Origin of the sequence: Westiellopsis prolifica IICB1, from assembly GCF_004323185.1 — a bacterium.
GTDB lineage: Bacteria > Cyanobacteriota > Cyanobacteriia > Cyanobacteriales > Nostocaceae > Pelatocladus > Pelatocladus prolificus_A.
Genome location: NZ_NAPS01000004.1, coordinates 116645 through 128644, shown reverse-complemented (window position 1 = coordinate 128644; position 12000 = coordinate 116645). Strand labels below are relative to the sequence as shown.

Annotated in this window: 9 protein-coding genes; 2 read left to right on the top strand and 7 right to left on the bottom strand. The window is 38.2% G+C overall.

The genetic code is table 11. The features are described from left to right. Positions 1 to 206 precede the first annotated feature (206 nt). Complete coding sequence (locus tag B4U84_RS27785; RefSeq protein ID WP_131121344.1) at positions 207 to 1868, top strand: GUN4 domain-containing protein; 1662 nt, start codon at positions 207 to 209, stop codon at positions 1866 to 1868. 71 nt (positions 1869 to 1939) lie between these two features. Then, positions 1940 to 2371, top strand: a complete 432-nt coding sequence (locus B4U84_RS27780) for a hypothetical protein (protein WP_017308511.1) — start codon at positions 1940 to 1942, stop codon at positions 2369 to 2371. Positions 2372 to 2703: 332 nt separating this feature from the next. On the opposite strand, the gene B4U84_RS27775 is transcribed toward B4U84_RS27780, so the two are convergent. The 7 genes from B4U84_RS27775 to B4U84_RS27745 form a co-directional block, all read right to left on the bottom strand. After that, the gene (locus tag B4U84_RS27775; protein ID WP_044451309.1) at positions 2704 to 5628 is read right to left on the bottom strand and encodes an NHLP bacteriocin export ABC transporter permease/ATPase subunit; all 2925 of its coding nucleotides are present in this window, start codon (positions 5626 to 5628) and stop codon (positions 2704 to 2706) included. Positions 5629 to 5725: 97 nt separating this feature from the next. Then, complete coding sequence (locus B4U84_RS27770; protein WP_131121357.1) at positions 5726 to 8041, bottom strand: NHLP family bacteriocin export ABC transporter peptidase/permease/ATPase subunit; 2316 nt, start codon at positions 8039 to 8041, stop codon at positions 5726 to 5728. 127 nt (positions 8042 to 8168) lie between these two features. Further along, the gene (locus B4U84_RS27765) at positions 8169 to 9608 is read right to left on the bottom strand and encodes an NHLP bacteriocin system secretion protein (protein ID WP_131121343.1); all 1440 of its coding nucleotides are present in this window, start codon (positions 9606 to 9608) and stop codon (positions 8169 to 8171) included. A 153-nt stretch (positions 9609 to 9761) separates the two neighbouring features. Then, a complete protein-coding gene (locus tag B4U84_RS27760; RefSeq protein ID WP_017308515.1) occupies positions 9762 to 10859 on the bottom strand; it encodes a cyclic nucleotide-binding domain-containing protein in 1098 nt (365 codons plus the stop codon). Positions 10860 to 11108: 249 nt separating this feature from the next. Continuing rightward, positions 11109 to 11306, bottom strand: a complete 198-nt coding sequence (locus B4U84_RS27755) for a hypothetical protein (RefSeq protein WP_044451314.1) — start codon at positions 11304 to 11306, stop codon at positions 11109 to 11111. Positions 11307 to 11410: 104 nt separating this feature from the next. Then, positions 11411 to 11662 (bottom strand): CTB family bacteriocin, encoded by a 252-nt coding sequence (locus B4U84_RS27750; protein ID WP_017308517.1) that lies wholly within the window; start codon positions 11660 to 11662, stop codon positions 11411 to 11413. A 96-nt stretch (positions 11663 to 11758) separates the two neighbouring features. Then, the coding region (locus B4U84_RS27745; RefSeq protein ID WP_242677735.1) for a CTB family bacteriocin at positions 11759 to 12000 on the bottom strand (242 nt) is incomplete at its 5' end.

Here is a 12000-nt window from a genome sequence, read left to right as displayed (position 1 = left end):
TCTGCTTAAGCAGACTATTTGATTTTATAAAGTCGTCTTTAAACGATTTGCGCTATTAGCTAAGAGTTTAAACCCAAATGCGGTATATTGAAAAAATTGGGATGCTCCCTAGCTTTCTTTGTGCCAACTTACTTAATATATTGATATGAAAATTAGACAAAAGAGACATCATATAGTAACGGTACCTGCTAATTTTTTTGAAAATCATGATAACTAAACAGCAAAGACAACTAATTAATTACAAAGCAATTACAATTTATCAACTAACTTATCAGTTACCTGTTCTGAAAGATTCTAAATTTAAAAAACTTCAAAAACAAATTAATGAGCGTCATAGATTAATCAAAGAAGGTGTTCGATATCGTCATTTTTTAGGAGGCTTAATTAAGCGAAAAGAAGAAATTAGTCAAGCAAATTTTTTAGAAGAAATACAATTATTCATTAAAGATTATACTTATATAATTGATTTTTTGGAAAGTTATAAGGATAGTTATCATATCTTTTTATTAAATCTTGCAGAAGATTTGAAAAAGTTATTTAAACAAAAGTATTTTGAAATAAAAACCTTAGAAGATGAAAGAGCAAAATTAGAATTTAAAAATAAAACTAATTCAAAAATTGTTGAAAGACTAAAATACGAAAAACAAGAAAACTTGAAATCAGTTTTATTGTTAAGTAACGCTTATTTATTGATGATAGAAAAAGTTAAAATTTTAGGTAAAGGTATTCAAGATATTGCAAAAGATACCAAATCTCAAAAGCAAATTGTTCAAAAAATAATTGAAGAATTGGAAGTTTACCAGGAAATTTATCAATATCAAGCAAAAGCTTATAAAGTCCGTCAAGAAATAGCAAACATAGCCAACATCGCAATCAATTTTAAAACTTCTCTGCAAGATCACCTTACTCCTCTTCAAAATTTAATAGATGCAATAGTTAAAATAGATGAACATTTTTACACCACCGTTGGAGATATTAAAAGTCTAGCAGATAATGTTTTGAAGTATCAGTCAAATTTATTAAGCCTAGATAACAAGGTAATTTCTGAAAGGTTTCTTGATTTTTTAGTAACAAGTTATGAAAAAAAATCAAGATTAAAAGATGCTTTTTTGCAATCACAACTATCAGATTGGGGAATGCATAATTTTGATTTTACCCAAAATGAAGCATTTTTAGAAAATGGTATTGATTTAATATCTAATTATATATCAAAAGAACTTACTGAACAAATAAAAGTAATAGAAATATCAGAAAAAAATTGCATCTCCATAATACCTATCTCTTTATCTGAGGAAACGCAACTTATAGGACTAACTAATGATATTAGTCTTTCCAAAAAGTTTCAAAGTACTAAAAATATTGATTATTCTAAACTCCAATATTTACTAGCTCAACAGGAGTGGAAAGAAGCTGATATAGAAACAGCTAAAATCATGTTACAAGTCATAGGTAAAAATTATTGGAATGAAGTTTATAAGGAAGATATTGATAACTTTTCTTGTCAAGATCTCCATATTATTGATAAATTATGGGATCACTATAGTTATGGTTATTTTGGCTTCAGTATTCAGCAAAGTATTTGGAGCGAAATGGGTGGTCAAGTAGACTATGAAACAGAAAAAAGACTTGGCGATCGCCTTGGTTGGCGAAAGGATGGAAACTGGTTAGATTATGAGCAATTAACTTTTAAATTGTCCCCCATGACACCAATGGGACACTTACCAGCTAAATGGTTACACTATGATCAAAATATCTCTGACTTATCGCCAAACTCCCCATTAGAAAATTCATCAATGGGAGCATGGAGGGTAGGATCTTGGTTAGTTTGGCAGATGCATTTATTCTTTTCTCGTGTAAAAATGTGTTAATAAACTTTTTTAAATATTAACTGCATATTTTTGAATAATAAGAAAACATCAAAAATAGGTTGAGAGTGTATATGAGTAATAGTGAGCTTTCTGATATAGATATAGAAGTTTTGCTTTTTGGAAAATGGCGTTTTGATACCTCTAAGGAAAAAATTTCTATTGAATTTAAATCTGATATGACTTATGAGCAAATCAGAGTACAAACATTTATTTCAACTAAACCCGTAGAATTGCTTACAGGTAACAAATTTAACGGTGTTTGGTTCATCAATGATAAAATACTGTATTTAAATCTTAAAAGTATTCCAAAATCTCCCTTAAATCTACAAATACCCTTATTCTTTAAAGTTTCTTTGGGAGATCTAATAGCTACTTTCAGTTCTTTATTTGTGAATGAAAAGTATCAAGTTATTAAAATTAACAGTTCAAAGTTTCAAATAAAAGATGGAGAGGAATCAATAATTGGTACAAAAATAATTAATCATAAAATTCCAAATTTATAATACAATACGGTTCAGTTAAGGATTTTTAGTACGGAAAATCAATACTGTAGAGACGCGAAATTACCAAGAAAGGCAGAAGTACGAAGGCAGAGGGCAGAAGGTTATATGTATTAACAAAAACTTCAGTTGTGGGTATAAAGCCCACTTAAAAGTAAGAATTATACCGAKACTGCTGGCAGCGAGGTATAAAGCTTCCTTGTTTCAATCCCACGTTTTTAAGCGTGGGTTCCTTCAGCATAAGTGCCTCCTGCCCTCTGCCTTCTGAACCTGCGGGAACGCTAAAAGCGAACGCGTATCTACATTTTTTTCACCAAATGTCTGATCTGCTGTAATCACAACATCTGTCGCGCCATTAACTGAGCAAATAGCCCTTGTTGTTTTGCTAATTCGGCGAAACTACCTTGTTGCACCACTCTACCGTCCTGAAGAACATATATGCGGTGAGCATTACGGATAGTACTGAGTCGATGAGCGATCGCAATTCTGGTTACTTGTAATCTTTCCAAACTTTCACTGACAATTGCTTGAGTTCTATTATCTAAAGCACTGGTAGCTTCGTCAAACAGTAAAATCCGAGGCTTTAATACTAACGCTCGCGCAATTAATAGCCTTTGTCGTTGTCCTCCAGATAAATTAGTAGCACCTTCGCTCACTACTGTATGCATACCCATCGGCATAGTTTCGATGTCATCTGCTAAACCAGAAGCTCGTGCTGCATCCCAAGCTTCTTCCATAGTAATCATTGCCCCACTGGCAATATTATCAAAGATCGAACCTGACATCATCCGGCTATTTTGCATGACCACACCCAGCTGTCGCCGCACAGCATTAACATCCAACCCAGCCAAATCTTGTCCATCGTAGTAAATCGTACCAGATTCAGGATGATCAAAACCCAGTAACAGACGAAACAGAGTTGATTTACCACTCCCAGAAGGCCCAACAAGAGCAATATACTCTCCAGGTTCAGCTTTGATGGTGACATCATCCAAAGTCAATGGTCCATCATCTCGATAGCGAAAAATTACATGGTCTACAAGTAACTTACCCGATAGTCTCCCAGGATCGGTTTTGCTGGAAGTAATTTCTGGTATGGCTGTGAGAATTGGTTCAGCACGCTTCCACATTGGTAAGACTTGCATAATATCTACAACTGTAGTACTCAAACTAGTCGCTCCACCAATAAAGCTACCAAACGCAGCATTAAAAGCCAGAAAGATACCGGTAGATAAACCACCACTTCCAGGTGACTCCTGAATCATACTAGCAGCAACCCAAAATAAGAGAGCATTCGTTAAAGGTGGTAGGACTTTAGTAATAAAACTAACACCATCTTCAATGCTCTGGGTTCTCAACATCAGCTTGAGTTGATGAGTATATTGTCTACTCCAGTAAGCAAAAGCTCGTGTCTCTGCACCAGAAACTCGAATTTTTGATACACCATTAATCAACTGCACCATCACACCAAAGATTTGCCCTTCTAGTTCCAGCAAAGGCCGGAATTTTTGCACAGTCAAAATACCAGAAAAAATAGTGATGCCAATATTGACAACGGCAACAAAACATGCAAGTAAAGCAAGCGTTGTACTGTAGTAAAACAAAAGTCCAAGATTGAGCAAAGAAAAGAAACTAGAAAAAATGCTTTTAAGTACAGTACTACTTAATTTCTGGTGAATTTGCGAGATGCTACTAACGCGAGATTTCAAATCCCCAACTGAGTACTGACGGAAAAACGACGCTTGCAAATTTAACAGCCGATCCCATACCGCCGCCTGTGTAGAAGATTCAGCAAAAGTCTGTAGTCTGATAATAGCAAATGCTTGAGTCAGGTCAAACATCGTTTGTCCAAAGGTGACAGCCAAAAGACCTAAGCCAATTTGCGTTAATAATCCCCGGTTAGCATCCGGAATGGCGTTATCGATCAAAATAGCAGTAGCTTGGGGTGTGAGCATCCCAAGTACACTGGTGATCACTCCCGCCAGCATGATATAAATTAGTTCCTTGATGTGTCCCCGTAGTGCAAACTGGAGTAAATCTTGGATTTTAAATTTTGTATCAGGAAAAGGTCGATAAAATACGTAGCCCGTCTGAGATAACTTAGCAGCAGTGTGTTCATCTACACGAATACGACTCCGCTCCAGAGGATCAAAAATCTCGTAATGGTTATCAGAGATTGGTAATATTGCTACGGGGTGATCATCTTTGGTGTAAGTCAATATGGGACCAGAATCTTTCTTCCACCACTTGTCAGCCAAAGAAATCCGGCGCATCCTGACTTGTGACGCGCGAGCGATCGCTTCTAGTGGTTCCGCTACCCGTCTAAGATCCTCCGATTGAGCTGGAGGACAAATCTTAATCCCCAAAGCACGTCCCACCGCACCAGCAGCAATCATTAAAGCCTGATCTGGATCATCAGCTGATTTTGTCTCTGAAGAAAAAGCCGATTTCCGTACTTCTAGTACAGACGAAAGCTCACCCAACGCCTCCTGCATGACTTGATAATTAAGACGTTCTCTTTCTTGAAATCTCCGTAATTCTGCGGAAATTGACGACTGATCTAATAAATCAATAGCTTGCAGGAAATAGATTGTCAATTGAGACAAGCTACTTAATATAACATCTCCATTATTCAAATCCGAGGTGTTAGTAGTAGCAAGCTCAACAATACTATCTGCTTGCAACCACATATCTGCATTCAAAGGCAGAATTCCAGAACTGGGATAAATGTCTAGTTCTTCAATCCCCATCCAGCAAACATAGCCTTCCTGAATTTCTACCCAAGACACAGTACTAGATTGGGGTTGAAAAATATCGCCCTTATTTAAAGAGAAAAAGTTAATTCCTTCTGGTTTGACAGGCATTTTTGGAGGGACAATTTCAGAAAGTGCCAAACCTAGTTGATTTACCCACCCCTCCACTAAAGACACCGCCTCATCATTACTATTGGCAATCAACCTGTTAAAATCAGCTTTTGACATCTTCAGGAGTTCTGTCTCCTCCATCGATACCGCTAAAATCTGGCGCTGTTCCTGTTCTTGACTAGGTATTGTAGAGAACATCGCGTCCCCATCTCCTAGAGTCAACAAATAACGCCGAGAACCCTCCGGAACACCATCTTGAACTGCGATCGCAAACAACGCCATCGAACCAGACTTAATCAACCAAACCGTCTGCGGATCATTTAAAAGAATCGGTTGATTACCCTTTAATATATATTCTTGCCCCTGTGGTATTACATAACTAATTTGATTAATCATAATATTAATTAATAGTCATTTGTCAATGGTCAATGCTTGGTTTTATATTTTCTTCCTTGTCCCCAATCCCCGCTCCCCGCTCCCCAATTCCCAAAAATTAAAGCGCTCCCCCCTCGCTGCGAATTAACTCCAAATACTTACCCTCAACCTGCTTTAATTCGTCATGGGTTCCCCGTTGGACAACTTTTCCTCGTTCCAAGACAATAATTTCATCGCAATCGCGGATCGTGCTGAGTCGATGCGCCACTATAATGCAAGTACAACCGCGCTGGCGGAGTTTCCGGTCAATAATTTTTTCTGTTTCAGTATCAAGAGCGCTAGTAGCTTCATCCATCACTAAAATCGCAGGATTATTCACTAAAGAGCGAGCAATTTCCAAACGCTGTCGCTGACCTCCGCTCAAATTACTAGCACCTTCTAATAGTTCAGCACCGTAACCACCTGGTAAAGAGATGACAATATCGTGGATAGCCGCATCTTTACAAGCACGTATCAAATTACTTTCTGGTACAGTGGTATCCCAGAGCGTCAAATTTTCTCTGACACTGCCAGCAAACAGAAAGATATCTTGTTCAACTAGAGCTAAAGAATTGACTAAAACTTGGCGAGGAATTTCACTCCTGGGTTGACCATCAAACAGGATTTCTCCTTCCCAAGGTTCATATAATCCAGCAATCATTTTAGCGATCGTAGACTTACCAGAACCACTTCCACCCACCAAAGCAACTCGCTGTCCTGGTTTGAGAGAGAAATTAAAATTTTCAATTAAAGGAGCAGCAACCCGGTTATAGCCAAACGTGACATTGCGTAACTCGACATATCCCTGCAATTTAGTCACAGGAGCAGAAAAAGACGCGGGGACGCGATGACGCGGTGACGCGGGAACTGGCTCATCCTCCAAAGCGGATAACTTATCAAAAATATCTTTCATCTCCCGATGTCTTCGTGTCTCCTGTCTCCCTTGTCCCCCCTGTCCCCCGCTCCCCGATCCCCGATCCGTCGGATTACGCAACACATCATCCAAGCGCGTAATACTACCTTCCACTTCTTGCAGACTGCTTCCCAAAGTAATCAGGTTGTTCACAGGCTGCATAAATTGTTGCATGAGAGCCTGAAATGCTACTAACATCCCAATACTTAAATGACCATCTATCACGCGCAGACCACCTACGGTGATGAGTAACATAGAAGCAATTCTAGAGAGGAAAGAAGGTAATACCCCTAAAGCTTGGTTGGTAACGTCCATTTCCTGTTTAGCGTTAATAGATTTGGCGTAGTAACCAGCCCATCTGGAGAAAAAATCAGATTCCAAACCAGATGACTTGAGCGTTTCCATACTCTGGAGACCAGAAATTGACACCCCAGTAACTTTACCTTGATCCTGTTGATATCGCATATTTGCATCTACGCGCCGTCGTGACACCCACTGCAAAGCGACGAGATTAAAAGCAACAAAAGCTATACCAATTGAAGTCAGGACTACGTCATATTGGAGCATAATCACTGCATAAAAAATTACTGTAATTGCTGCGATCGCAGTGGTAGCTAATTTACCAGAAAGCAGACCCGCTAAAGAGTCGTTGAGTTGGACACGACTGCTGATTTCCCCAGCAAACCGTTGATCATAAAAACTCACGGGCAAATGTAAAATATGCCAGAGGAATTGACTCGACATTCCCACAGACAGCTTAATTTTCATCCTACGCAGAGACTGCAACTGTAACAGTGTCAAAAATCCAGTGATTAATGCTGTAAATAAAATCCCTATAATCAAGGGATTCAACCATTCTTTGCGACCTTGAATTAAAATATTATCTACAAATACCTGAGAAAAAGCCGGCATTGCCATCCCAGGAATAACCAAGAACAATCCTGCTACTACACAATATACAAGGGCTACAACAGAAAAACGCATTCTTTGCCACAAAGCTGCAATAATGCTGGGTTTGTGTCCCCCTCTTTTGAACTCTGGACCAGGTTGCAAAACTAACACTACACCCGTGAAAGAATTGCTAAATTCCTGCATGGAAACATGGCGTGGTCCACTAGCAGGATCATTAAGATAAACTCGATCTTTACTAAATCCTTCTACTACTAAGAAATGGTTGAAATTCCAAAACACAATGTAAGGACATTCCATTTCCCGCAGTCCATCCAAATCTGTCTTAAAACCTTTGGCGTTTAATTCATAGCTTCTAGCAGCAGCGAGAACATTAGTAGCTTTACTTCCATCACGAGACACACCACAATCTTGACGGAGTTTCGCCAAAGGTACAATTCGCCCATAATAACCAAGAATAATTCCTAAAGAAGCAGCGCCACATTCCACAGCCTCCATTTGCAGTAAGGTAGGAGTACGACGCCGAGCATCTTTACGTTTTTTAAATAATATTTGTAATCTTCGCTTTAACATAGTCATTTGTCATTTGTCATTTGTCATTTGTCATTGGTCAATGCTTGGTTTTATATTTTCTTCCTTGTCCCCGATCCCCGATCCCCAACCCCCGATCCCCAATCCCCAACCCTCGATCCCCAGTCCCCTAAGACCCACCAATGGACTTAAGAATCGGTAGTACAAAACTAATTGGTGCTTCTTCTTTGACGGTGACTCGCACAGAGGAAGTTGTTCCAGAAGTAATTTTTTGTTCTGGCCCTTTAGAAGAAGACCACTTATAGCCGCTAAAGGTTGAGGTGTCTGGTTGAAGTTCGGCGATGACTTGGATCTGAGGTTGTGCAGTTACTAAACTGTTAACAATGTCTGCATTACCTACAACTTTTGCTGCACCTGCTTTTGTGATTGGAAAGGGCGAAACATCAGCGATCGCACCAACAATACCACCAAAACGTTCTCGCTCCACTGTAGAGGGTGTAATTTGTAACTTCATTCCCTTTTGCAGTTTTTTGCCATCATTAACAGGAATAAATACAACTGCTTGTAATTTTGCAGATGGCGTTTGTTGGATATCTATTGTGCCAAGGCGAGTTCCTGGAGCCAAGCTTTGTCCAGGATTGACGGTAAGTTCTAAAATTCGTCCAGTATAATTGCTGGTAATTTGAGTATTGTTTTTTAACTGTAATTCTAATTGGGCAATGCTACGCTGCAAATCTTGAATCTGATTTTTGCGAGTAACTGAAGTTTGGAAATTTCGTTCTTCTAGGCTTTTTTGTTGAGTGTTTAATTCTGTCAATTGAGTTTTGAAATTATCAATTTGGCTGAGATTCTCTAAATAAGATTTTTGGGCTTGAACCTGACTTATATCGAGCTGCTTAAGTTGTTGTTTGAGTTCAGAAACTTTTTGCAGACTATTGAGGTAAGTTTGTTGTGCTTCTAACACCGCATCATCTGAAATAGCTCCTTCACTCTTGAGTGCTTGACGTCGCTCAAGTCTCTGCTTGAGAGTAGGAGCTAAAGTTTCAGCATCACGCAAATTTTGTAAAAGGTTTTGTCGTTGTTGATCGATCGCACCCAAATTTTTGCTTTTGAGAATTGGAGTTAGAGCCTGAGCTTGCTGTAACTGTACTTCTAAATTTTGGCGCTGTTGAGCGATCGTAATGATCTGCTGTTGAGTACGTTGATCTTGAAGTGAATTAGCGTCTTGGTCTTGAGCTTGTAGTTGTGATAGCTTAGTGCGCTGTTGTAAGATTTGTGCTTGCAGTTCATTTTGGTCAATTGTTCCTATCACTTGTCCCTTCTTAACAAAGTCGCCAACACGTACATTCAATGTCTGCAATTGTCCTGAAGAAGGAAAGTCGAATCCGACTACTTTACTAGGAAAGATAAGTACACCTTTACCCTCAACTGTAATCGGAATACGACCCAATACACTCCAGGTCAAACCAGATGCAACCAAAATACCCAGACCAATTAAAGGTAGCCACTTAGTAGGACTAACTACTTGCATTAACTGATCTAAGCGCTCAGGTGAAGACGAATGATCTAAAGCTTGTTTACGAAACAAATTATTTTTTTGACTAACCATAATTTTAATATTTAGTGATGGATTATGAGTTAATTACTGTTCACTAATTATCATTCATAAAATTCAAGTAATTTATCTTTAATAAATAGAATGCAAGTAATTAAAACTCTTACCAATGACAAATGACCAACAACAAACGACAAATGACTAGTTTTAAATACGACTAATTCTTTTCAACATCCAGTCAAATCTAGCTCCAGCTAGCGCCACTTGGCTTAAAAAATCGGCATCTAGTTCATTTTCATATTCAGTATTTTCACTTAATGACTGACCCGTACTATAACTGAGCCTACCGTAACCGAGACGACTGACGATTGCTTGTTGTTTATCCGCTAACAAAACTGAAAGTACGCGATAAAAACGAGCAGCAAAACCAACATCATGCAGTAGTTTAGCGGCTAATCGCCAGCGAGGAATTGACAAGACTATTGAATCCTCCGCAGCTTTTACACTCATAGAGGGTGGGGGAGCTTCTACAAAAGGGGTTTCTCCTACAATGTCACCTCGAGATAAATTAGCAAACTCGCGTTCTACAGTTTCGTTATTTTCCAAATTAGAAAATGCACGAGCTAAAGGATTGCGATCGTCCTCGGAGGTGGAAAGTGATAATTTTCCATCAAGGAGGATATGCAGCGCTTCCACAGGCCTACCACTAGGAATAAGGACAGTACCTGCGGGAATTTGGTTTACATTTCCTGCAACAATCAACCAATCAATATCACTATCATGCAATTGTGCAAAAATAAATAATATTTCTCTTAAGCGAGGTTGGCTGAGGACAAGCGTACTATGACCAAGTTGATTTACTATTTTTTCTAGTCTATCTGCAAGTAAAATCGCACTTGCCCGGTAAAGATGAGCAGCAAAACTAATATCTTGTTTCAGTTTAGTTGCTAGCTGTTTTTGGGGAATTGATAAAACTTGCGAATTTTGGAGTGCTTTAACAGTGGTAGAAGGTAAGTATGACTCTATAAAAGGAATTTCTCCTACCATTTCACCACTAGATAATCTGGCGATTTCACGTCCTGACATTTCACCACCTTCTAGGGCCGCAAACGCACGTCCTAGTGGATTATTGTCAGCTTGAGATATAGAAACTGCTAATGCTCCATCCAAGAGAATATATAAAGCATTGACAGGTTCGCCTTGGCGGATGAGAACTTGGCCCGTAGTAATTTCTTCTTTAGTACCAGTCTTTAGCATCCAATCAATATCACTATTACTAAGTTCCTTGAGTAGAACTTCTGTCATAATTAGACTCTCTTATATTTTCTAAGGGTGTGAGAGTGTTACAGAATGCAAGCATAAAATCGAGCAACCTCTGTTTGAACCTTTGTGTAACTATCTGAAGTAGGTTAGGAATTTATGCAGCGATTCAAGAATGTTATGTTTCTTTACAACATTCCCTGATTCGGTATTATCAGCTTAAGACCATCTCTTTCAAGGTCACTCGTAAAATCTCTTTTACCCTCTTGAAAAGCCTGGTCAGGACAACATTGTCTATAAATTCAAGCCTAAGAGAGGAATAGCAGAGATGATTTTATCTACAGATTGGGTAACTGACTGTGCTAAATCATTAGGAACCAAACTAAGCTGCTTCGCGATATATTGAGCATTTTCCTTCCCGCCTGCAAGGGCATCTATTTCCTGATCATTCAACTCTATAATTTGATGATCGTTAGGTATTTCATCTAACATATATTTTTACCTTTATTCTCAAAACTTAAATTTATAAAAACAGAGAATGATTTATAGTTAAACTTTTGTTTAAAGCTTCTCTGTTCTTTGTAAAAATTGGATCTTTAGCTAAGATTGATACTTTGGATAGCAGTTGATTCCGTATTAATAATCTCAATGTGTAAAGAATTAAAAGAACCTTCAGAATTAACAATACTTACCTGATCTAGAACAAATTTACTTTGTTTGAAATTCGCTATATTTACCAGGCTTGTTTGATTTGTATCTCTAAACAATCCAGATAGATTAAGACCACCGGATACTCCATCTAATTCTTCGTCAGATAATTCTATTGCGTTGTTATTCTCATCAGACATAACTTACTCCAGAGTCAGTGGTGTTTTTAGCAACATAAAGGCAGAGGCTGAAAATAAATTTATTAACAATACCTCTGCTTACAAAAATAACGTAAACTATTTACCTAAATTAATGTTTTTGAAACCAGCAGCTTCAATATTCAAATTATCAGCACTAGTTGCAGACAGAGTTCCTTGAGGACCAACTAGTAAAGCTGAGTCAAGATTATTAGTTTCTTGCTGAAAAATGCCAAATTCTGCAAGTTCAATAGCGCCACCAGCAACAACATCTAATTCTTGTTCAGATAATTCAGTGACTTTGTTGATTTCGTTAGACATGAGAGAATCCTTTGTGAGTA

Excerpts from the sequence above, each read along its gene's own strand:
- B4U84_RS27765 (WP_131121343.1), bottom strand. The coding sequence starts at position 9,608 with ATGGTTAGTCAAAAAAATAATTTGTTTCGTAAACAAGCTTTAGATCAT.
- B4U84_RS27750 (WP_017308517.1), bottom strand. The coding sequence starts at position 11,662 with ATGTCTGATGAGAATAACAACGCAATAGAATTATCTGACGAAGAATTA.
- B4U84_RS27755 (WP_044451314.1), bottom strand. The coding sequence starts at position 11,306 with ATGTTAGATGAAATACCTAACGATCATCAAATTATAGAGTTGAATGAT.
- B4U84_RS27785 (WP_131121344.1), top strand. The coding sequence starts at position 207 with ATGATAACTAAACAGCAAAGACAACTAATTAATTACAAAGCAATTACA.
- B4U84_RS27775 (WP_044451309.1), bottom strand. The coding sequence starts at position 5,628 with ATGATTAATCAAATTAGTTATGTAATACCACAGGGGCAAGAATATATA.
- B4U84_RS27780 (WP_017308511.1), top strand. The coding sequence starts at position 1,940 with ATGAGTAATAGTGAGCTTTCTGATATAGATATAGAAGTTTTGCTTTTT.
- B4U84_RS27760 (WP_017308515.1), bottom strand. The coding sequence starts at position 10,859 with ATGACAGAAGTTCTACTCAAGGAACTTAGTAATAGTGATATTGATTGG.
- B4U84_RS27770 (WP_131121357.1), bottom strand. The coding sequence starts at position 8,041 with ATGTTAAAGCGAAGATTACAAATATTATTTAAAAAACGTAAAGATGCT.